The sequence below is a fragment of the Salinispirillum sp. LH 10-3-1 genome (assembly GCF_030643825.1).
Classification (GTDB): domain Bacteria; phylum Pseudomonadota; class Gammaproteobacteria; order Pseudomonadales; family Natronospirillaceae; genus Salinispirillum.
Genome location: NZ_CP101717.1, coordinates 1,926,942 through 1,949,248, shown reverse-complemented (window position 1 = coordinate 1,949,248; position 22,307 = coordinate 1,926,942). Strand labels below are relative to the sequence as shown.

Sequence of the window (22,307 nt, the reverse complement as noted above, 5' to 3'; positions counted from 1 at the left end):
GTGCCAAAACGGCACTTCCTAAGTGCGCGCTCTGGCGTGAGCTTGGTCTAATCCATGAGACCACTAGCGGGTGTAGTAGGAGTGCACCGTAGTGTTCCATGTGGTGTCAGCCATGTCTGGCCAGTTGTCCTTGTCAAAGCCTGGTGCATCTTTCAGCCGATCCAACTTTACGTCGAGCATGAAGCGCTTGTTGTCCTGATCCAGTTTTAAGGCAGACCAAGGAACAGCAAACAACCGGTCACCCATACCCAGAAAACCGCCCGATGCTAAGACGACATAACGTATCTTGCCTTCGTGGATATCGAGCATGATGTTCTGGATCTTGCCGAGCTTTTCGTCCTGCAAGTTATAAACGTCGTCACCTTCAATGGTGTCGGCGCTCAGCAGTACAGCACCAAACGTCATGCTTCCTGCTGTGGGGTTGCCGTTGTTCGGCAAGTCGGTTGATAGGCTCATTTTGAATCCTTTCTCGCATCTTTATTGAGGTCCTTCAATACCGAACCTTCGCTGCCGCTTTTTTTCTCAGCGTTGTTTTGGTTTGCTGGTTCATTAGCACCTTGCTGTTTGTTGGCCTGTTCCTTGTTCGCCTGTGCTTTGCCGCCTTGCACCTTGTTCACTTCATCCAGTTCTTTTTCGTTTTTTCCCTGCGCGCCATTTTGTGGTTGGCTTTGGTTCTGCGGTTGGTTTTGGTTCTTATTCATAATCTGTGCTCCAGATGTTAGCTTCGCTCAAGTCCTGCTTCTGCATGAAGTCATGCCGATGCAGGGTGAGATTCCACGATATTTGAAGCCTAGGGTCTGGTCTGTACGCTATCCCACGTACAGCCCACGTACAGCCCGCGTACAGCCCGCGTACACTGCGTTTGCTGTCGAACAGCCCCCTCAAAGAGCAACTCAGAGAGATTCCGGCGCATTTTATTCCCTATAAAATTGGGTAAACGATATGGCTATAAGAAAAAACAAACAGGTACGTCAGGCGACAAGTATGCTGTCGTTATAGGTCAATGTCTCAGCGTAACTGGCGAACGAAGTTGCTAAAGGCTTGGGTATGACGGCGCCCGCAGCGATGTATAAGGCTGTGACTGATGTGCGGTCGGCTGAGGTGACTGTGTCGCCGGCGCTGTCATTGAGACGGAGTTGCCTGGAGACTTCGGTCTACTGATCAGATCAGGCAACCCCCGAGGCTGCCATTTCACCTGTTTGCGACGAGCCTAATATCCGTTCGTAGCTCGCCTTATTGGTGCCGTAGCAACCGCAGGCTATCTTTTTCAGCCCTTGCCGGTCAATGATTTGCAAGCGACCGCGTCGATAGTGAATCAGGCCGCGTAGCTGCATCTTGCTTGCCGCGCCGGTGATCCCCTCGCGTCGAACGCCGAGCATACTGGCCAGATACTGATGGGTGATATCAAAGGTGTCGTTTTGGGCTCGATCTTGGGTCATCAATAACCAGCGTGCCAACCGAGACTCCAGTACATGGAAGCGCGTGCAAACGGATGCTTGGGTCAGCTGCTCATTTACTACGTACAGGTAGTGCATGGTGACTTGGTTCAGCGTAGGGTGGAGGGCCAATAAATCTCTGAACACAACGGCGTCTATTCGCAAAGCAGCACCGCTGCCTTGCACCAGCGCCCTGGTAGGCGCACGACTGACCCCGAGTGCTACGGTGGCCCCCAGCATCCCTTCGGTGCCTAGCAGTCCTGCTTCTATAGCTGGCTTGCCATTTAAAACGTTAACGAGTGAAATAATGCCGCTCAGCGGAAAGTATACATGGCTGTACGTTTCCCCTGGCTCTGCCAAGGTTTCATAATAGGTTAAAGTGATCTCGTCGCACTGAGACATTACACCGGTGCTTTCTTCTTCCGGTAACAGTTGCAGCAGACGATTGGTGCTTGACATTAGGTGAACTCCAGCTGTGAAAACGTATCCCTCTCAAAGGGAACACACGAGCGCTTTTTAGGGTTTGTACTGTTGTAAGAACAAACCCGCTACAGTCCCCCGTAATCACAGTATGGCACAAAGTAATTAGAGCTTCCGTGTGTTAGCGCATATAGGTCAAGTGACAGGTGCTTCATCCAAGAGCCGGTCATATTCACTTTTAACCACGGCATAGCATTCGCACGTACGTTCTTCCAGACCACTTCGATCCAAAATAGCGATGTGCCCTCTGCGATACTTAATCAGACCGGCACGTTGCAATTTACCCGCCGCTTCGGTTACACCTTCACGGCGTACCCCCAACATATTGGCGATCAGTTCTTGGGTCATGATCAGCTCATTGGATGACAGTCGGTCATGGCTCAACAGTAGCCAGCGGCAAAGTTGCTCATCAAGACTATGGTGCCTGTTACATACGGCCGTTTGTGCCATTTGGGTCAGTAAAGCCTGCGTGTACCGCAGGAGCAATCGCTGCATTGGGCCGCTCCGATAGAACTCTGCTTTGAGGGCTCGGCCGGAAAGCTTGTAAGCCATGCCTGCGGATTGGACTACCGCTTGATTCGGCGTAGTATCACCGCCCATAAACAGCGAGACCCCCACGATACCTTCGTTCCCAACGACGGCGATTTCAGCTGAGCCGCCGTCCTCCATGACACACAGCAAGGAGACAATGGAGTCCACCGGGAAATAGACATTTTGCATCTTAATGTAGGGCTCACATAAGGTGTCTCCGAGAATCATGGGAGCTAACGTCAGGTCAGGCAATAGACGCTCATATTCGTCAGCCGACAATGCAGCCAAAAGATGATTGTCGCGTGGGTCGGGTTGATTAGGCATAGGCGCGATCCTTGAATGTAGGTGGCCTTCCGAAGGTGGCGAAGGATTGTGTCCTGTAGTGACGACCGCACTATAATAGCACGTCGGAATCCTCGTATGTGCGGTTGCGAACATAAGGGCCGATGTGCCTTGCTGTCTTATTTGACTCAGTGCCTTAAGGCTTGCCATACAAGCGGAGATACTGGGTTCGCTTCACCTCGAGTTGACCCTTTATTTTCGCTTCCATGATGGGCAAAAGCGGTGTTGATCGGCATCGGTCACGCTTATCGGCTTTGATATGGGTAAAGCCGTACTGCCAGTAGTGCGTGTTCTAACGTTTCTAGCGGTGTAAGGATTTGCCACTCTCAATAAATTCTGCTACTTGAAGAACGGTTCGCGTTTATTCCAATTACTGTATCGTCGCTCATTAGGTAAGGGAGAGAGATCAATGGCAACCAGCATTTTAGCGGGAGTAATAACCCTCGTTCTTGTTGCATTGTTGTACATGGCAGTGCGTTACACGCTGTGGAAAAGCAAGAAAATTAAGGCGTTAGCCGCAGTTAGCGAAGTCATCCAAACCGCTGTAGGGCCGATTGAGTACCGAATAACGGGTTCAGGAGAAGCCGTTATGTTGTTCTTGCCCGGTTCGCCGGGAGGCTATGACCAATTCCAGTCAAGTCCGGAATTAGAGGCTGCGCCTTACCGAGTTCTGACGGTTTCTCGGCCGGGGTATTTGCGGACGCCGCTGGCGACCGGGCGAACCCCGGCAGAGCAAGCCACTGCTTATGCGGCACTGCTCGATGCCTTGGGTATTGAAAAAGTCATTGTGATGGCGGCGTCCGGTGGAGGGCCTTCCGGTATTGCCTTTGCGTCGATGTACCCTGAACGTACGGTGGGGCTGATTACTATGGCGGCGGTTAGCCAGCCAAGAATGCTTGATGAACAAGCAGCGAAGAGCCAGGGTGCCGGTCTGTTAGACAGCGATTTCTTTAACTGGTTAGCGCTAGGGGTTTTGTCTAAGAAAGACGAGCGGCTTGTGGGTATGCTGGTAAAAGGTACAGATAACCAAGCGAGCATGCTGCAAGACCCAGTGGGCCTGCAGATGTTTCGTCGAACCGTGCTTTCTACGCAACCGCCCTCGTTACGAAAGCCAGGTTTTGACAATGACAATGAGCAATTCTCAGTACTGAACTTGCCCGCTGAGTCCATTCAAGTCCCCACACTGGTGGTCCACGGTACCGAGGATGTTAACGTCCCTTTTGAGTTCAGTGCGCGGCTGGCTCGGCAAATCCCCAATGCACAGTTTGCGCAAGTTGACGGTGCAGACCATTACTTGCGGTTTAGCCATAAAGCGAAGTTCGATGAGTTGGTAACGACCTTTGTGACGCAGGTGTTGGCTGACTCTGCTTCTGGCGAGCATGCCGAATCGCCCAGCCATTGAAGAAAGGGGTTCGGTGGCGGAGGTGCTGCAGGCGGTGAGTGGGGGGGTAGTCTTCTTGATTGCAGCAGGTTTGAAAAACTCACTCGGAGCCAAGCTATCGTCTCTAAAAAACAGTGCATGGTGCGTTAACGTTATAGTGCTATAATGTTGTGCGTAGTTCACAGGAGCATTGGGGATGAGTTCACTATCCAAAAGATCGACCGTTTATTTTGACCCGGCGATTCATCAGGCATTAAAGATGAAAGCTGCTTCGTCGGACAGCTCGGTGTCTGAGATCATTGACGAGGCTGTTCGCTTGTTAATCGCTGAGGATCAGCAAGATTTGGCAGCGTTGGCCGATCGCGTCAAAGAACCTGAAATGAGTTATGAAGCACTGATTAACGATTTGAAGGCACATGGCAAACTATAAAATTATGTTTAAAAAATCTGTGGCGAAGGACCTCAGAAGCCTCCCCAAAAATGATGTGTTGAAGATCCTAGCGAGAATTGATGCATTGGCGCTCGACCCAAGAGCTGATGGTTGTATTAAGTTAACGGGCGATGACAAGTACCGGGTACGCCAAGGCTTGTATCGCATTGTTTATGAAATCAGGGACGCTGAGCTGGTAGTTAGCGTTATCAAGGTCGGGCATCGTTCGAGCGTTTATAAAAACCGATAATCCGTACATTGACGGAGTAAAGTATGCGACTGGTTGAAGCGGAACAATGCAAAGCTAACGCCACTGATTTGTTCGCAAAATGGAAACCCATCATTGAGTCCAGTATCCCAGATTCACGAGTTGAACATATTGGCTCGACAGCCATAGCCGGCGCGTTGACCAAGGGTGATGTTGACCTGTATGTAGAAGTGCCTGCTAGCGCGCATGCCGATGCGGTAGCAGCTATCCAAGCCTTTGGATTTAGCGTGAAGCATGATACGCACCGAGATTCAGAACTTTGCATGTTGGAAAAACCAGACCAAGATGGCCTTGCGTTGCAAGTTGTGGCGCGGGGTTCGAAGTATGAGTTCTTTTTGTTGTTCAGAGATGCCCTAAATGGCGATGCAGAACTGGTGCAGCGTTACAATCAACTGAAACAAGATGCCATTGGTTCCACGCCTGAACACTACAGAGCACAGAAGACGTCGTTTATTGAGTCGGTTCTACAAGGGCCTTCAGCGCATGCTGACAAAAAAAGCCGCGCGAACTGGCGCGCTTAAGCAGCCCAGGTTCGGTGCGCTAGAGCTGAGGTTTTGTCACTAAAAGCAATGTACATGTAGATTGCCTAGGGCATAAGGCGGAGCGGAAACGTGCTTGTTGCATGACCTGATACGAAGTAAGTATGGGCTTCTTGCACGGTCATGGGTTCGAACCAGAAATTACCTTGGATTAGGTCACAATCTAAGCGCCGTAAAATGTCCGCGTCTTCTTCGTTGCTGACACCGCTGGCCACCACGCGCTTACCCAGTTTGTGAGAAAAGGCGATTAAAGCACTGACATAGTTTTGCTGGTCTGGGCTGTTGCGCAAGTTTTGGCTGAGATCATCATGCAGTTTAATGAAATCCAAAGGTACTTTAGACGCAAAGGTCATGGATGAAGTGCCATTGCCAAAATGGTCAAGTACGACTTGGCTGCCCATTTCTCGTGCTTGTTGGAGGGCGCTGAAGGCGAGATTCTGGTCACGAAAGTGAGGCGATTCAATAATTTCGAGTGTCAGATCTATCTTGCCATTATCAAAGTAGGGAATGGCTTCGCGCATGATATCTACGAACGAGCCGTCATCAAGTTGGCGGCGCGTCAGATTGATACCAATGCCGATGTCAAAGCCCAGTTTTTTAAAGCTCGCTGACAACTTGGCAGCAGAGAGAATGAGCCAGCGATCAAAGGCTTTGCCTTCTTCTGAGTGAATCAGCAGAGGATGGAAATGCTCCAGTTCGAGCAGTCCGTATTCAGGGTGTTGCCATCTAGGCAGCACTTCGAAACCAATGGTTTTTTGATGCTTTAGGGAAATAACAGGCTGAATATACATCTCGAGCCCGTCAGTTTTTAGAGCCCGTACCAACTCTGCTCGGTTTTGGCTCGTCTCCCAGCTTTCGACTATGTCACCAGCGGCTACGGTACAGGCGTTGTTGTTCTGCTTGGCGCGGTACATGGCTTGGTCGGCCGCTTTAAGAAGATCTTCTGCAGAAACCTGTGCATCTTGTGTGCAGGCATAGCCAAACGACGCACCAATTGGCACGGTCAGTGTGGGGCTGATCTCTATAGGCTGAAATACGCGCTCTGCCAATTTGCTTAGGTAATCGGAAATGGCTTCTTGGTTCAATGTACCGGTGAGCATCAATACGAACTCGTCACCGCCTAAGCGGCCTGCTCGGTTGCCGTGGCTCATCTCGGCGAGCAGGCGCTCACCAAGCTGACTCAAAACCCGGTCGCCTACATCGTGCCCATACTTGTCATTGATGGGCTTGAATTTGTTGAGGTCGATAAAAACGAGACAGAGTGCGCCTTGGTTGACCGTTAAATCTCGCAGTTTACTGCGCATTTCATTCAGAAAGGGTTCGCGGGCAAGCAGGCCGGTCAGGGGGTCAAGTGCTGCTTGTTGGGTAAGGCGTGATTCGTTCAGTACTTCCCATGTTATGTCTTGTTCTATGACCAAAACCGACGATGGATGCAGCTGCAGATCGGTTGTTGAGAGTCCACTGATGGCATGTCGGTACCAGCGCCCTTGTTCTCTAGGGTGATGCAACGACTCGACGGTTATCGTCCAATAGGCGTCAGGCATATTAAGCGCATCGGACAGGGTACTGCTCAATCTGTCGCTCGGATGTGTGCGGTACAGCTGGCTCAAAAGCAGTGGCTTGTCATCATTGGGTAGGCCCACAACTGTCTGGTGCATCGACCACCACGCCTTATTCGCAAATACAATGGAAATATCCGCCTTGCTTGCATCCACGATGAAGGCAGGTAAAGCCATGGCGTTTAACCAAGCATGTAAGGGCGTAGAGTGATGAGCGTGTGAGTTCATTAGCAAAGTTTAACTCGACATGCTTTCTTTCGCACGCCAAAAGGCAAGCTCGTTGGCTTTCACCTAACATCGCTTCGACGCCATGGCTCCGCTTTTGCTATCATAAACGCCTGCACGGCATAACGCCAAGGAATGACCAGAGGCACCAGCACCAGGCCGATGAGGCAAGCAAACAGGGTGTCTAGCGCATAGGCATCCAGACCAGTATCCAGCGACATACGAAGCGCAAACGCCGTCACCCAGATCAGCTTCCAAAGCAATTCGAAAATAAGCAGAGGCAGCATTTTTAAAGGGTATCGCAGCCCAAGCAAACACAGCAGCCCCAGCGCTCCGAGTAGCGATGAAATCACGGTGTATGAATCGGCTTGGGCATCTGTGGGCAGCAGAATATCCGGCCACATCGTGAAGCCGAGTCCCGCCGCGATGAATAAGTACATGGCACGGAGCGTATTTAACCTGAATACGGAAACTTGCACGGTGTCGACTCCAGTAATTATGAACCCGCGTTGTTTATCTTAATGACCAGCTTACCCCGTACTCGATTGGTCTCCATATAGCGCAAGGCGTCAGCGGTTTCTTCCAGTGGGTAGTAGCGGTCGATTTCCGGTTTGATGCTGCCTGCCTCGGCCATTTCACTCAGGGTCACCAAATCGGCCTGCTTGGCTTGCGCCATGGGCATGACGCCGATACGGGCGAGCCGTAAGCCGGGAAGATGATCGCTTTCATGCTGTTGTTCCTGTGTTCTTATTGTTTTTATGGTAGGCGCAGAGCGCTGTTGGCTCTAGATACTAAAGTACTGTTTTAGAGCAAACCCAGCTCGCGCGCTTTCGCGATTGCTTCGGTGCGGCGTTGCACGTTGAGCTTTTCGAAGATGGATTTGTTGTGGCCTTTGATGGTGCTTAGGGCGCGGTGCAGGCGTTCGCTGATTTCTTGGTTCGATAACCCGTCGGCGATGAGTTGCAGCACTTCACGCTCGCGCTTGCTGATGGGTTCAGGCAGCTCTGACGGTTGAATGGCAATGTTGGGTGGGCAGAACAGGCGCAATAGCTTGTTTACGAAGGCGGAGCTTTTCTTTTCTACCAGCCCTTGCAACTGAGCTTCTTTTAACAGGGCTTCCATGGCAGCGCCTTCGTCCAAGAACACACGCAAGGCATTGTGGGGCTCGGCCAGCTCAATGGCCTGCGCAAGATAGTGCAATGCGGTGGGTGTATCATGCTGTGCATGGCTCACCCGTGCCCGAGACAGGTGCCGCAGCAGTTGATCGTGGTGAGTGATGCAGGGCGAAGCGTCAGTGTCCAACAGGGTTAGTGCCGTGGCGACTTCTCCGTTGGCCAAGCACACGATGACACGATAATGCATCTGCGGGTGCTGTTGAGCCCAGTGCTCCGCCTGGATAAGGTTTTGTTGTTGGAGGGCCAGCCGAGTGCGCAAGCTGGCCAAGTACGGGCGTTGCAAGTCGTAGCCGTTTTGTTGAATGGCTCTTTCGATCTGCGTCAGCAGTTCATCGGCTTTCGCTAGGTCGCCTTGTGCTAAGGCGACTTGTGCCATAAACAGTTCGCAATAGGCCGCACGATCCGTGTGTAGAATCTTCTGCGCTAATGGCAAGCCGAGGCGTGCGTATTGCAGTGCTTCCTCTAGTGCACCCCATTGATAGTGTGCCATTGCGAGCGCTAAGTACGCATCGCAGATAGGCGCTGGTGGTGTGTCGCCGGCGCGGTCGATGGCTTCCTGACAGATTTTCGCGACTTGATAAAGGTGCAGATTGTCCAGCCAGATCTTGGCTAGGCCGAGGCGGCACATGTTGCCAATGGTGGTATGTCCGATGTCATCGCACACCACCAAACTGTCGGCATAGGCTTTTTCCGCCAGCGCTGGTTCGCGGCGCAGAGAATGCGCATAGCCCGTAGCCCATGTAATGGAGGCGCGCACCGACAGATTACTGGGTTTCAGGTTGCTAAGAGCGATCTCGGCTTGCGTCAGGATGCCTTCATGGTCGTGTCTGGTCACCGCAAGGGTGGCACGAATAGAAGCAATGCGGCCCAGTATCTCAGGGTCATAGGTGTCTGGGGGCAGGTGTTGCAAAGCGCGTTCGGCAGCGTCGGCCTTGTCTGCTACGCCATCCACGCGTCCGATCACCAAGAGTGAGGACGCCCAGTTCACCCACAATTCGGGGTATTGGTTCAGGACGTCCGGCGGTAAAGTCGCCAGCCAACTCATGATGGGGAAAACGCCACCGCGAAACTGTAGGGGCATGATGCCGCTGCCAATGATACGGAGCGCGAGTTCATAGTCTTCGGCGGCAGCGGCGTGCTCAAAGGCCTCTATTTCCAAGCCTTCTTGTCGGAACCAATGACTGGCCGCCACATGACGTTGCCGTGCTATTTCAGGGGATTGCTGATACAGGCGTTTGCGCAGCAGTTCGGCGAACAGATGGTGGTATCTGAACCACTTGCGTTCGGCATCCAGCGGAATAATGAATAGGTTGGCGCGTTCTATTTGTTCCAAGGCTTCTTGGCTCGCCACCGCAGGGGCATCACTGTTGCGCTGTGTTGCTGCATCTTTGACGACCACATCGCACAAGGGTGCGCAGAATCTTTTTAGCACGGCGGTGTGCAGTAAAAAGTGTTGAATGTGCTCGGGTTGCTTCAGCAGTACGTCTTCCAGCAAATAGTCCAGGATGAACTGATGGCCCTGCTCAATTTGAGCCAGGAGGTCATCCAGCCCCATCTGATCTTTTAACGATAATGCTGCAAGCTGAAGCCCGGTGATCCAGCCTTCTGTGCTCTTTTCCAAGGCCATAATGCCTAGCGTCGGTATATTCAGATGCATGATCTGATTCAGGAACTGCGTGATTTCATCGGTATTGAAGCGCAGGTCCGACACTCTGAATTCAGTCAGGTCGCCTTTGGCGCGTAATTTGGCTAACGCCAGACTGGGTTCTTCGCGTGTGGTGATGATGACGCGCACGGTGTCGGGCAGGTAGTCCATCAAGGCGGTAAACAACGGATTTGTAGCGTCGGACTGTGCGCTGTGCAGGTCGTCGAGTACGAGCGTAATGGTGTTTTCTAACGCATGCAGTTCGTTGATCAGCTCGGTGGTAATGGTGTCGAGCGCGGGTGGCTGCGCGCTCTGTAACGCGGCCATCAAGCGCAGGCCGAACTGGCTTTGCACAGACTGAATGGCCGCGATGAGGTAGGTCAGCAGACGATAGGGGTCTTTGTCGTTGTCGTCGAGCGAGAGCCATGCGGCGGTGGCACCTTGGTCGGCCAGCCAACTGCTGACCAAGGTGGTTTTGCCGAACCCTGCGGGGGCGGAAATCAGTGTCAGTTTGCCTTCGCGCCCCGCATCGATACGCGTCAACAAGCGCGGGCGACGGATAACCGTCGACCTCACCGGTGGGGCGTATAATTTAGTGGCGAGCAGTGGCGTAGGCATGACGCCATCGTACAACATAAAATCGCCCAAGGAACCTCTGAGAATTCAGTAAATTTTCCTAAAAATACCTACCTAGAAGCTGACGCCGAACGACAAGAGTTGGTCTTGGCCACCCGCGATAGCCACGTGCCAATCCAGTTTGTTTAGAAAGGCATGTTCATTCCTGTCGCCTTGTAGCCGTTTTACCGCACGTTCTGCCGGGCTTTGCAGGGCGAAATAGGCTACGCCGGCGGCAAGGGACACTACGCCGTTAAAGGTTGCTGATTCTCCGTCGTCTAGAAAGAGATAGTAGGACGCCACGCTGACATTGAAAATACCCGATGTAATGCGACTTCTGCGCTGTTCACTGGCCAGTTGGAACAGTGCATCACGTGAACGCTGTTCACGCTCGAGCGGGTCCTCCAGCAACAGTACACGGGCCAGTGCACGTTCGGTCGAGGACTCGTAATTGCGGGCTAATACTCCGCCGCCTAGCGCAAGGGCACTGGTAACCGATAACAGCGAAGCAATTTCGTACTCGCCATCGAGGTGCATACCCACCGCTACTGCGGCGGAAACGCCGGAGCCGACAAAGAGTACGTTACTGACCAGTTCGCGTTCGTTTTCGTCGCGTACGGCCAGTTCGTTGAGGGTGCCAAACGCTGAGATTTCGGATTCAGTGGCAATACTGGCTTGCACAGTGATGGCTAAGATGATGGGTACTGCTAATAAAACGCGTGAAAAGAAAGGCATTGTGTGTCGACTCCGTTAATGTTGGACTCGACAGAGCATAGGGGCGTTCGCCCTGAGCACTTAGGTACTAAAGTAGGGTTCGGAGTAGGGTTTTGTATCCAGCGCTCGCCAGCTGGTCGTCAGAGTTCCTGCACTGCGCGCAGTCTGGTAATATCCGATGCATAACAAACCGATGAGGCAGCATGGTGTGCCAATAAAAGTATTCAAATCAATCTGTTTGCTGGTGTGCGGTATGCTGTTGTCGTTGAACAGCCCCGCAGCGCAGAGCGATGACCCAGCGACGCAGTGTCGAGTTGGGGCGGAGTTGTTTAAGTTCACAGCGTTGAATTCGGCGGTGTCACGCGTGAATTGGGATTTCATGAGTATTGATACGGCGAACGTTGTGCCGGTTGAGATTGGCTGTAATGCCGCTGACATTTCAGCGTCGCGCTTAATTCACGAAGCCTTTGATGCTTTGGAAATCGAGTTGGCGACGGGGCATGGCCGTTACAGCGCCGAGCTGCTTAATTTGTACGGTTGCCCCCCTGCGACGCACCGCTCGGTGCTGCGTGGTATTCGACAAACGCTGGCGCCGCTGATGTTAGACCCGGAGTATAATGATCAGCTGACGGCGACCAAGGCCAGCCTGATGTTTGCTGCGGTGCAAGATCACATCAATGGGCCCTACATTGAGCAGTGCACAACATGATCGCGCGCGCAGTTGTCAGCGTTTGGCAAGGATCGAGGGGGCAGGTGATCCATCGAGCATTGGTGCTGACGTTCACCCTGTTGTGTACGGGTGCGCTGGCGCAAGCCAATACCGCCAACGACGGTGTGCATAGTCTATTGGCACAAGCGGAGCAGGCTGCGTTACATAGGCACCCTACATGGCATAAACTCGTGTATTACCAACCGAACCGCTTTGGTCGTGGGTACAGCAGTGACATCAACTCGGCTGGGTTCTTTCTGGCCGCCGAGGGTGAGTACGATCCGCAAGTAGAGCTGGAAACACTGATTCGTGGTGTGACAGCGCCTGTTGATCCCGAAAAACCCGAACAGCACGCCCAATGCCGCTTTCCTGCACGCTTTACCTGGCTGCAAGAGCAGTTGGATTTCTCACACATCTCATTGCCTGAGCCAGAGTGTCTAAACTATATGGCTTGGCGGGTGAATGAAAGCATCGACTCGGTCAGCCTCATTTGGGCCAACGGTTACTTGGGTAATCCATCGTCGTTCTACGGCCATGTGTTGTTGAAGTTGAATTACGCTACGTCCGACCCGGACAGTATCCTGGGCACAACGGTTAACTTTGGCGTTGACTTACCGAATGACGAAACTCCGGCATTGTTCGTGTGGCGAGGTCTGGTGGGGAGCTACAACGCCGTATTCTCTTACTCCCGGTTTTATCAGAACAGCTTGCTCTATGGTGAATTTCAGCAGCGTGACCTGTGGGAATATCGCTTGAATCTGCCACAAGACAAAGTGGATTTTATTGTCGCGCATACATGGGAGTTGCTGGGGCAGGAGTTTGTGTACTATTTTTCCCGCCAGAATTGCGCGTTTCGTACCGCACAGGTATTGGACTTGGTGTTGGAGGAAGCCTTAGGCAACAAGATAAAACCTTGGATGCTACCGCACGATATTTTCAACAACATCATGGCGCAAGAAATCGACGGCGAGCCCTTGGTGGATAAGGTGAGTTACATTCCCTCGGGGCAGTCTCGTTTCACGACTTTGTTTGACGAGCTTTCACGCGAACAGCGCCGATATATCGGGCGTCATATTGCTGCCCCGATTGATGCCAAGCCGGTGGTCAATGGGTTCTCTGAAGCAGAGCAGATTGATGTGATCGATGCTTTGTTGGAGTACTACGGGTTTTACTACTCGCTCAATGGCACGCAAGAAGAAAGCCGCCGTGTGCGACGCGATTTGCTGGTGCAGCGTTTGCCGTTGGCTGAATCACCTGAACGTCAGTGGCTTACGACACAGCAGCCACCGACCGCGGGTCAGATTCCTAGCTTGTTGCAGCTTGCGCCCTTTTACAACGAGACGTTGGGTGCCGGGGCTATAGGGCGTTTCCGTTTGTCGTACTTTGACCATCTCGCGCCTTCACAAGGCCGCTTGCCTTTTATGCACATGGCGATGGTGGATGTTAATGTAGCTGCTACCGAAGACGCCCTGTGGTTACGCCGTTTTGACCTCATTCATATTGAAGCATTAAACGTATCGCACACTGGCTTGCCCGGCGATGGTGGCTTGGCGTGGAAGGTGCGTATGGGTGCCGAGGCGGCTGACCTGAGTTGTACTGACTGCACGCAATTCTTTGCGGAGGGTGGCTCGGGTAAAGCCTGGAAGATAGGCAGTGACAGCGCGGTCTTCGGCCTGCTGGAGGGGCGTCTGGCGTCGGGTGACAAAGGCATCTTGTCCGGTACGGCACGCACCGGGGCCGTGCTGGGGCTGCATCCGTTGTGGAAAGCCCATTTGGATCTCGGCTATCGCTATCACCTTGACGATTCGGTCGATGCCGAGCCAATGTTAGCCCTGCGCAGTCGCTTTGGTGCGGGTCGGCGTTGGGATGTAACTCTGTCGGCGGAAGAGCATGTAGCCCGCGAATACCGGGTGGCGTTCAGTGCGCATTGGTAAGGCTGATCGCATTCGCTTGCTGCTGGTAGGGAGCCTATGGGTAGGGCTTTTAACCGGGTGTGCCGGTTCGAACCAAGGGCCAGCGGCGCCGTCGCCCTGGCAGTTAGAGATTCGCCGCGCGGATCAAACCTTGGTAGCGATGGTTGTGCTACCGCCCGATGGTGCTTGGTGTATGGGCTGGAACCACTCTGTGGCTGGTTTTCCGGTACGCGACTGTTACGGTGTAGCGGACGGTGTATTGCGATTGGAAAGCAGTCATCAACCGGATTTTGCCGCTGGGCTAGGACATATCGAAGGACGAGGTCGTATGGAATCCGATGGGGAAGGTGGCTATCGCATTCTCGATATCAATGAGCCTGTGCCGGGTAACGCCTACTGGTTACGTGTCGGCGCGAGCACCGTGAATCACCGCATTCTGGTGGAAACCGGCGACGTCAGCCTCAGCGCGCTCGCGGCAGGCGAGCGGGTTGAGGTTAGGCTTTTAGGGCCGCTTAATTAGAGCGCGCTGTTTTAGAACGACTCTTCCGAGACGCGATGACGTCGCATCCACAACTGAGTGAGCCAGCCGTTAAAACGCTCCATCCAGAGTAATAACGTTGGTACCAGAATCAAGATCAGCACGGTGCTGAACAAGAGCCCAAAGACGATGCCAGCCGCCATAGGCTGCAGGAATTTCGCATCCAGTGAGGTGGCGAACAACAGCGGAGTCAGGCCCGCAATGGTGGTGATAGACGTCAGCAACACGGCCCGCAAACGCTGACAAGCCGCCTCTACCACCGCATCGAGCATTTCCATGCCTTCCTCACGTAAGCGCCGATAAAAGGTCACCAGTACGATCGAGTCGTTTACGACAATCCCTGACAGGGCAAACAAGCCAAACAGCGACAGAAACGATAACTGCATACCCAGCAGCCAATGACCAACGATGGCTCCCGTTAAGCCGAACGGGATGGTAACCAGTACAACCAGTGGCCAGCTCCATGAACTGAACACCCAAGCGAGGATCATGTACATCAGGGCCAAGGCAATGAGCAGAGCCGCTTGAAATTGTCGTGCAGTTTCCTGCGCTTCTTCTTGGTCGCCTGCCAACGCCGCATTGATGCCGAAGTCTGCCGCCAGTTCGGGCAGTATCTGGGTTTCTAATAGATTAATGATCTGTGGCAACTCGTCGGCGTTCTGAGCGTCGGCCATCACCGTGATGCCCATGCGGCCATTGGTGCGTTGCAAGCGGTCAATGCCCAGCCGGTATTCGCTATTCAGCAAATCGCCCATGTTGGCCCAGCCACCGTTGGGCAAGGGGTAGGGCAGGGATTGCCAGGCGCTCATGTTGCGTGTTTCGTACTCGGGTAAACGCAGGCTCAATGGAATGCTTTCACCGGCAACGATAAAGTTCTGAATGGTGATGCCTTGTAATTGATCACTGAGATATCCGCTGACTTGGCTGAGGGTAAGGCCCAGCGACTGTGCTTGTTGTGACAGCGAGAACCGCAACTGCTCACTGCCCAGTGGCAAGTCATCCTGCGGGTCGGCCATTGCAGCCTGGGTTACCAGTCTGTTTTGCAATTCCAGTGACGCGGCCTTCAAAACTTCAATGTCATTGCCGGTCAGGCTGATTTCCACATCAGAACTGCTCAGCCCCTGACGTGCGCGGGTGAATAACACACTTTGAAGTCCCGGCACCATTTCTAGCTGGTCTTTCCATTCATTCATGATCTGTAGGCCGGTATAAGGACGGTCAACATCATTCACCATCTCGACCGAGATACTGCCACTCAGGTTGTTGCGCCGTACCGTAACCACGGCCGTTTCGACGAATTGATAGTTTAGGTTTTCCTCGGCGACATAGAGTGCGCGTTCCATGTTGTTCAAGTAGTCGACGACTTGCTGCGGATCAGAGTCTGGCGTGAAATTCACGCTGGCACTGAGGTTACTGCCTTCTAATGCCGGAAAGGGCGTCCATGGCACCTGCCCACCTTTTACCAACCCGAAGCTGATCATGCCAGCGGCCAGCATGGCACAGATGGTCACGGCTCCGTTGTTGACCGACAAAGTGACCAAAGGGCGGAATATCTTCTCGCGAAAATGCGCTACGCCCCCGTCGATACGACGACGGAAGGTGCTGGGCTTTTTCTGATCGCTGTTCTTTAACGCATGATGCAAGTGTGCGGGAAGAATCAAGAAGCACTCAACCAGAGAGGCGACGATGGCACACATGACCACCAAGGGAATATCGGCCATCAGGCTACCAAAGCGCCCACCGATCATGGTAAGGGGTAGAAACGCCGCAATGGTGGTCAGCGACGATGCCAATACCGGCGCAAACATTCGTCGGGCTGCGTTGTAGGCCGCGTTATGACTGGTTGCGCCCTGATCTCTTTGTGCTTGGGTGTCTTCTGCCACCACGATGGCGTCGTCAACAATAATGCCCAGCGCCATCATAAAACCAAAAATGGAAATGATGTTGACCGTAATATTATTGACGCCCATCACGAAGAAGGTGGCAAGGAACGACACTGGAATACCCACCGCAACCCAGAGGGCTAGGCGGGTATTCAAGAAAATAAACAACACCAAGACAACCAGAAACATCCCCATCAGACCGCTTTCCAGCACCATGTTGAGGCGAGAAATCAGTGTTTTCCAACTTTCCCGATAAGTGTGCAGCGCGACACCTTCAGGCAGGTTCTGTTGGGTATCGGCGATCCATTCGTTCATGATGTCAGCTACCGCCAGCGAATTGTCGTTCTCTTGCCGCGACAAATTCAGCGTGACGGCTGGGTAGCCCTGGTAATAGATCTCTTGACCACGCTCAATGGTGGAGGAAAAGGATGCGACATCCCCGAGTGTTATGACGCCGCCAGTGCTGGTGATGCGAATCGGGATGCGGGCGATATCGGTGATCAGCCGTGACTCACCCTGCGCGCGTAATTGCAGTGTCATGCCGTCGGTGGTGAGGGTGCCAGCTGGGGTATTCACATTTTGTTGGCGAATAATCTGTGCCAGTTGATTGAGCGTTAAATCCAGTTCCAGCAAACGCTCGCTGGGTACTTCGATGGTCATGAATTCGTTGGTCGTACCACTGATAGTGACTTCGGCGATGCCTCGGCCCCGCAGTTCAGTGGCGTACTGCCGGGCGAGATCACTCAGTTGAGCCGGTGGCGCATCGCCATAGACCAAGATCGAGCCCACGGTTTCACGGAAGGCGAATTGGCGCACAGTGGGCGCGTCTACATCCGCCGGTAGTGATACACCGGCAATGGCGTCTTCCAGCGCGATGATGGCTTCATCCGTGTCCACGCCTTCGGCAACCGACACTCGAATGGTGCTATTGCCTTCGGTGGTTGTGCTGTTGATGCGACTGACTTCGGGCAGCGCAAGCAGGGCAGATTCAAGCGGAATGGTAATGGCATTCTGTACGTCTTCGGCGCTGGCGCCTTGCCAGCGGGTGTTCACATTGATGTTCTGAAACTGAAAAGTAGGCAGCAATTGAAAGTTGACCTGTTGCAGGCCCCAAGCACCGGCCAGGATCGTCAGGAACATCAGAATGTTACCGGCGACGCGGTGGCCAGTGAAATAATGAATGATGCCACTCATGACACTAGTCCTCTACCGTAAGAGCAGGGCGCTCAGCCGCAATGCGCTGGCGCTCTGCGGCAGTTTGTGCAGCACCTAACACTTGCACACGAAAGCCTGCTTCTGGTCGATCCAGTCGTGTCACCAGAATGTCGGCATCGGCGGCGATAGACGACCGCACCAAATAGGCTTCGCCTGGCCGATTGGGGTCTTGCCCAACAATTTCAGCTGTGTGTTCGACCAAGCGACCGTTTGCTACTTCATAGATACGGTTGTTGCCATACAGCGCGTTGGACGGCACGGCGATAACCTGATCGACTGGAGGCAATAAGAGGTTCAGGTTAGTAAAGGTGCCTGCAATCAACGGCGGTTTAGGGTCGATCAAATTCAGTACGACAGACACTCCGCCCTGAGAGGCGTTCAGCCCCCAGCTTTCGAGCTTGAGCGCAGTAGGTTCACCTTGCCAGAGAATACGCCCCTGTAAGGGGTTGTCGCGGTCTAACAATGCCAAGTATTGACTCGGCAAGGTGGCGCGAATCTGGAAAGCCTCTGTGCTTTGTAAGGTCAACAGCTGGGTGCCCGCTGATACGGTTTGGCCGGGCTGGACCAGAATATCGTCAATCAAACCGTTGGTTTGAGCGCGCACCGTGGCGGCCTCAATGTCTTCCTGTAAGGCTTCCTGCTGACGTACCAGGCTTTCCAGTTGAGCGTTCAACTGGAGTAGGGCATCTTCTTGTCGCGCCACGGCCAACTCACGGTTCTGTAAGCTTTGCTGTTGGGTGATCAGTGTGCGGCGTGCGGATTCGACATCGACCGCCGATGCCAAGTTGCGAACTTGTAGGTCTTGAATGCGGCGGAGATTATCCTGCGCGAGTTGCCAGGCTTCTTGCTCCAGTGCCAAGGCAGCCACATCTGCATCACCTTGCAATACTTGTTGGCGAATACGAGACCGCATCTCTGCAATTTGGCTGTTTTGTTGCGCTAAATTGCGGCGCACGGTGCGGGTGTCGAGCTGCAACAAAGGCTGACCAGCTACAACCGGTTCACCCGAGCTTACCAAGATGTTTTCCACGGTGGTGCTGAGCGGGCTGGCGACTTGAAATGTACGTGCGAACTGCGTTTGCCCGAATAAAGTAATAGCGGGTTGCAATGAATCGTAACTGGCTTTGATGGTTCTGACCGTAGGGGCTGTGGTATTCAGTGTGCCTGCGCCTGCCGGGCCTCCGCGCCCCATGAGTGCTCCAGCACCACCACGGCCTTGTGGCTGCGCGCTTTGTGCAGGTTCCTTGGTCAGGCTGTAGTAGCCAAGTGCGCCGACCGATAAAAACGCGGCAGACAATACGATAACAAGTGTCGAACGCTTCATATAATTGGCAGTCTTCCCAAAAGATTGAGGCTATCTTAAACCAATAGCGGTTAAATGTGCTCTGCGAGGCAGCATTGTCGGCGTTACCATCTGGTAATACCGGTATTGGCGGTCCTGGTGGTGTTAGCGGCGTGATTGGGTGGGTGCCCTTTCGCGGATCGCCGTAAACCCGGCCATGGGGGCTCGCTGAACACGTCCTGTGTTCAAGCGTCCGCTACAGGGCACCCACCCAATCACTCAGATCACATTCAAGTTGCCTCATCAGAGCGTTGCTTGTTGTAACGCGCGAACCACACTTGTAACAGCACCGCACTACGCGGATAATCGGCGTCCGTTCTAATTCGTACGCTGTACATAGGTCCTCGGTTCATGAAAATAGATGTTGCCTTACAAGTCGAGTCCGTTGACTCATTAGTTGCAATTGATTTTCTCGTTGATAACGTGAATCTCTCCAAGTCTCGACTAAAGAAAACCATGAATGCTGGCGCCGTATGGCTGGTGCGTGAAGGTGAGAGCCGACGCCGCTTACGCCGTGCGATGACGGATCTTAAAGTCGGCGACGTGCTGCAAATTTATTACGACGAAACCATTCTGGATCAACATATTCGCCCTATGATCGAAGTGGCCGATTTTGAATGGTATTCCGTGTGGTACAAACAAGCCGGTATGTTGTCGCAGGGCACCGACTGGGGTGATCAGAATTCGGTGATGCGCCAAGTGGAACTGCACTTTAAGAATAAACGCGAAGTGTTTCTGGTGCATCGATTAGACCGCGAAGCCAAAGGCTTGATGGTTATTGCTCATCAGAAACGCGCTGCTGCGGCGCTGAGTGAGTTGTTTCGTGAGGGCAAGATCAAAAAAGAATATCGAATCGAAGTGTTGGGCGATCTGCGCGCTGAACCCGAAGGCAACATTGAATTGCCCTTGGATGAGAAGGCGTCGACTACCCGGTATAAGCTTGAGAAGTACAATGAGCCAACCAATACGTCGACGTTGAATGTGTGGATTGAAACGGGTCGTAAGCACCAGATTCGCCGACACTTTGCCGCTATTGGCCACCCGGTGATGGGCGACCCGGCCTATGGTGAGGGCAATAAGCAGCGCTCAGGCTTGATGTTGGAAGCTGTGGCGCTGAGCTTTGAGTGCCCGTTTACCGGCGAAGCTCGGGATTTTACTAAGAGTGCAATAGAGGCATCCTAAGCCTTCTAGGGGGTATCTAAAAACCTCAGAGGCGAAAAGCTGGCTAGGCAAAAATTTCCGAGAAAGCGCAGTTTACTGTACGTAAATATTCGCTTCGCTCACCCTACGGGCCGACCATTGGTCGTTCTGGCAAGCCAGTGAGCATTTTGAGGCCATTTTTAACAACGCCAGCTTGAGAAAAAGGGGTTTTTAGACGCCCCGGCTATTGTGTGACCAAATTAAACTGTACATTCCGGCGCTCTAAGTCGACGGTCTGCACTTCAATGGTCACCTTCTGGCCCAGTCGGAATTCGCCACGCTTGGTGTGGTGCGTTTGCAATACTTCGTCGTAGGTCGCGTCTTTATCGCGCCAGCCTTTCACGTTGATGAATCCGCTGATCCCTAAACCATCCAGTTGCACAGAAAAGCCGCTGGGCATGACGTGCTGGATTTCACCTGTGAACCGCTGACTTTCATGTCCTTTCATGTAAATGGCTTTCAGCCATTGCTCGACAAAGTTGCTCAGCGCGCGGCCCGTACCTTGACCCTCTTGTAAGCTGGCGATTTCGGCTTCGCTCAAAGTTGGCACAGGCTGACCCCGCCAAATGGCCTTGAGCTGACGATGCAATACCAAATCAAGGTACTTGCGAATCGGCGAGGTGATGGTGGTGTAGCACGCAAAACCTAAGCCCCAGTGTGGGCGTGCCGTCGGTAACAACTCGGTACGCTGGTAGCTCTTGGCGAGCATCTTAGCCAAAGGAAGATCAGTATGGCGCTGCGCTTGCTGCAGGATCGGCAACATCTCAGCGAAGTCGTTGAGGTCGGTTGGCGTTACGGCCAGTACTTGTTGCAGCAAGGCCTTTATGGTGTCGTGTTGGTCGTCACGAAAACCTTCATGACACAGAAACAACCCGGCATTGCGCGCCAGTAAGTACTGCGCCGTTAGGCGATTGGTCAACAGCATGCATTCTTCAACGACCTGATGCGCGCGTAGGCGAAACTCTTCGCGTACCTCGGCAATATGACCCTGTTCGTTTAGATCAAATCGATAATCTGGTCGGTCTTCCATCACCAGGCAGTTCGCCTGACGATAGGCTTGTAGGTCGGTGGTCAAGGCGTTGAGGTGTTGGATCTGCTGGCCCAAATGTTCGCCTTCTATTTGGCTGGCATCGCCGTCAATGAAGGCCGATACCTGTGCATAGCTCAGCTTGGCTTGTGACTGCATAAAACCAAAACGAATACTGGGCTCACCCGCTTCGCCGGTTTCTTTCTGCACATCGACAGAAAACAATAACGCAGGTCGTTTGACGTTCGGCTGCAGTGAACACCATTCCACTGACAGCGTTTTGGGCAACATGTGCAGTGTTTCACCGGGCAAATAGCTGCTGCTGTTGCGTTGTGCGGCGACCAGATCAAGCAATGACTTTTGTTCGACAAAGAGTGACGGGTCGGCAATGGCTACGTGCAGACGCCAATGTGTACCCAGGTCGTCGATGCACAGGGCATCGTCCATGTCTTGGGTGCTGGCGGCGTCAATGGTCACAAAGGGCAGGGTGGTGGCGTCTTCGTAGTCACTTTGCGCCGCCATTAAACCGTTAAAGTCGATGGCGGCTACTGCGTCTTCTACGGCGGGGGTGAATTCCGACTTGACGTTAAAACGAGCCTTACCCACGGTGTGTTCAATAAAAGCAGCGTCGGGCAGAGCCAGCGTCGATTCTACTTTCGCTAGGGCTTTGCCGTCCTCAAATGGGTGTCGCGTCAGGCGGCAGCTTACCCAGGTATCATCTGACAAGCCCTTGGATGAACTGTTGGTCAGGTTTACCCAGCGATTCATGCCTGGATGGTCGGTGTTGACCAGTGTATTCGGGCCCTTACGAATAACTTTACCGACAAAGTTCTTCAATGACGTTTCAACAAGGCTATCGAGTTCAGCCTGCGACTTGCCGTCAACTTCGTTCACGGTGAATTCAATGACGTCACCGGGCAGTACGCGTTTCATTTCATCTGGGGTAATAAAAAAACTCTCACCGGCGTCGGTGTCGACGAAGCCAAATCGGCTGGCGGTACCGCGCACCACGCCTTTCTGAACGTTCTTTTCGACTTTGATCTGGGATTTCAGCGCGTTGAGTTGCGCCAAAGAATCGAGATTCAGCATTAATTTAGAGCCCGTGACAGATGAAAAAATGGCCGCAGATTATACCTTCCA

Annotated in this window: 20 protein-coding genes; 8 read left to right on the top strand and 12 right to left on the bottom strand. The window is 53.2% G+C overall.

The window, feature by feature from the left end; genetic code table 11:
* Positions 1–63: 63 nt before the first annotated feature.
* From NFC81_RS08695 to NFC81_RS08680, 4 genes are all read right to left on the bottom strand, one after another.
* The gene (locus NFC81_RS08695; protein ID WP_304994092.1) at positions 64–456 is read right to left on the bottom strand and encodes a PRC-barrel domain-containing protein; all 393 of its coding nucleotides are present in this window, start codon (positions 454–456) and stop codon (positions 64–66) included.
* Positions 453–701: a hypothetical protein gene (locus NFC81_RS08690; RefSeq protein WP_304994091.1), complete on the bottom strand. Its 249-nt coding sequence runs from the start codon at positions 699–701 to the stop codon at positions 453–455. The genes NFC81_RS08695 and NFC81_RS08690 overlap by 4 nt, the downstream gene beginning before the upstream one ends.
* A 465-nt stretch (positions 702–1,166) precedes the next feature.
* Positions 1,167–1,895 (bottom strand): Crp/Fnr family transcriptional regulator, encoded by a 729-nt coding sequence (locus NFC81_RS08685; protein WP_304994090.1) that lies wholly within the window; start codon positions 1,893–1,895, stop codon positions 1,167–1,169.
* A gap of 156 nt (positions 1,896–2,051) precedes the next feature.
* The gene (locus NFC81_RS08680; protein ID WP_304994089.1) at positions 2,052–2,771 is read right to left on the bottom strand and encodes a Crp/Fnr family transcriptional regulator; all 720 of its coding nucleotides are present in this window, start codon (positions 2,769–2,771) and stop codon (positions 2,052–2,054) included.
* Positions 2,772–3,198: 427 nt separating this feature from the next.
* On the opposite strand from NFC81_RS08680, the gene NFC81_RS08675 reads away from it, so the two are divergent.
* The 4 genes from NFC81_RS08675 to NFC81_RS08660 all read left to right on the top strand — a co-directional run bounded on the left by NFC81_RS08675 (position 3,199) and on the right by NFC81_RS08660 (position 5,389).
* A complete protein-coding gene (locus NFC81_RS08675; protein ID WP_304994088.1) occupies positions 3,199–4,191 on the top strand; it encodes an alpha/beta fold hydrolase in 993 nt (330 codons plus the stop codon).
* A 175-nt stretch (positions 4,192–4,366) separates the two neighbouring features.
* Positions 4,367–4,600, top strand: coding sequence for a ribbon-helix-helix domain-containing protein (locus NFC81_RS08670; RefSeq protein ID WP_304994087.1), 234 nt, complete (start codon positions 4,367–4,369; stop codon positions 4,598–4,600).
* Positions 4,587–4,850, top strand: a complete 264-nt coding sequence (locus NFC81_RS08665) for a type II toxin-antitoxin system RelE/ParE family toxin (RefSeq protein WP_304994086.1) — start codon at positions 4,587–4,589, stop codon at positions 4,848–4,850. Before NFC81_RS08670 ends, NFC81_RS08665 begins: the two co-directional genes overlap by 14 nt.
* Before the next feature lie 23 nt (positions 4,851–4,873).
* Entirely contained in the window at positions 4,874–5,389 is a 516-nt protein-coding gene (locus NFC81_RS08660; RefSeq protein WP_304994085.1) for a GrpB family protein, read from the top strand.
* Between the two features lie 65 nt (positions 5,390–5,454).
* On the opposite strand, the gene NFC81_RS08655 is transcribed toward NFC81_RS08660, so the two are convergent.
* The 5 genes from NFC81_RS08655 to NFC81_RS08635 all read right to left on the bottom strand — a co-directional run bounded on the left by NFC81_RS08655 (position 5,455) and on the right by NFC81_RS08635 (position 11,361).
* Positions 5,455–7,143 carry an EAL domain-containing protein gene (locus tag NFC81_RS08655; protein ID WP_304994084.1) on the bottom strand — a complete coding sequence of 563 codons (1,689 nt, stop codon included), beginning with the start codon at positions 7,141–7,143 and terminating at the stop codon, positions 5,455–5,457.
* 110 nt (positions 7,144–7,253) lie between these two features.
* Positions 7,254–7,670, bottom strand: a complete 417-nt coding sequence (locus tag NFC81_RS08650) for a hypothetical protein (protein WP_304994083.1) — start codon at positions 7,668–7,670, stop codon at positions 7,254–7,256.
* Between the two features lie 17 nt (positions 7,671–7,687).
* Positions 7,688–7,867 (bottom strand): zinc-binding dehydrogenase, encoded by a 180-nt coding sequence (locus tag NFC81_RS08645; protein WP_304994082.1) that lies wholly within the window; start codon positions 7,865–7,867, stop codon positions 7,688–7,690.
* Positions 7,868–7,995: 128 nt separating this feature from the next.
* The gene (locus NFC81_RS08640; protein WP_304994081.1) at positions 7,996–10,647 is read right to left on the bottom strand and encodes a LuxR C-terminal-related transcriptional regulator; all 2,652 of its coding nucleotides are present in this window, start codon (positions 10,645–10,647) and stop codon (positions 7,996–7,998) included.
* A gap of 54 nt (positions 10,648–10,701) precedes the next feature.
* Positions 10,702–11,361: a hypothetical protein gene (locus tag NFC81_RS08635; RefSeq protein WP_304994080.1), complete on the bottom strand. Its 660-nt coding sequence runs from the start codon at positions 11,359–11,361 to the stop codon at positions 10,702–10,704.
* Positions 11,362–11,593: 232 nt separating this feature from the next.
* Here NFC81_RS08635 and NFC81_RS08630 point away from each other — a divergent pair, with 232 nt between their 5' ends.
* Genes NFC81_RS08630 through NFC81_RS08620 form a run of 3 tightly spaced genes read left to right on the top strand, consistent with a single transcriptional unit; the run spans position 11,594 to position 14,482 of the window.
* Entirely contained in the window at positions 11,594–12,049 is a 456-nt protein-coding gene (locus tag NFC81_RS08630; protein WP_304994079.1) for a hypothetical protein, read from the top strand.
* Positions 12,046–13,983: a DUF4105 domain-containing protein gene (locus NFC81_RS08625; protein ID WP_304994078.1), complete on the top strand. Its 1,938-nt coding sequence runs from the start codon at positions 12,046–12,048 to the stop codon at positions 13,981–13,983. Before NFC81_RS08630 ends, NFC81_RS08625 begins: the two co-directional genes overlap by 4 nt.
* Positions 13,970–14,482, top strand: coding sequence for a DUF1850 domain-containing protein (locus NFC81_RS08620; RefSeq protein ID WP_304994077.1), 513 nt, complete (start codon positions 13,970–13,972; stop codon positions 14,480–14,482). The genes NFC81_RS08625 and NFC81_RS08620 overlap by 14 nt, the downstream gene beginning before the upstream one ends.
* A gap of 11 nt (positions 14,483–14,493) precedes the next feature.
* On the opposite strand, the gene NFC81_RS08615 is transcribed toward NFC81_RS08620, so the two are convergent.
* Complete coding sequence (locus NFC81_RS08615) at positions 14,494–17,577, bottom strand: efflux RND transporter permease subunit (protein ID WP_304994076.1); 3,084 nt, start codon at positions 17,575–17,577, stop codon at positions 14,494–14,496.
* Between the two features lie 4 nt (positions 17,578–17,581).
* Complete coding sequence (locus tag NFC81_RS08610; RefSeq protein ID WP_304994075.1) at positions 17,582–18,922, bottom strand: HlyD family efflux transporter periplasmic adaptor subunit; 1,341 nt, start codon at positions 18,920–18,922, stop codon at positions 17,582–17,584.
* Between the two features lie 369 nt (positions 18,923–19,291).
* Here NFC81_RS08610 and NFC81_RS08605 point away from each other — a divergent pair, with 369 nt between their 5' ends.
* Positions 19,292–20,122: an RluA family pseudouridine synthase gene (locus tag NFC81_RS08605; protein ID WP_304994074.1), complete on the top strand. Its 831-nt coding sequence runs from the start codon at positions 19,292–19,294 to the stop codon at positions 20,120–20,122.
* Between the two features lie 202 nt (positions 20,123–20,324).
* Here the strand turns inward: NFC81_RS08605 and NFC81_RS08600 are convergent, their stop codons facing one another.
* Positions 20,325–22,256, bottom strand: coding sequence for a VacB/RNase II family 3'-5' exoribonuclease (locus NFC81_RS08600; RefSeq protein ID WP_304994073.1), 1,932 nt, complete (start codon positions 22,254–22,256; stop codon positions 20,325–20,327).
* Between the last annotated feature and the right edge of the window lie 51 nt (positions 22,257–22,307).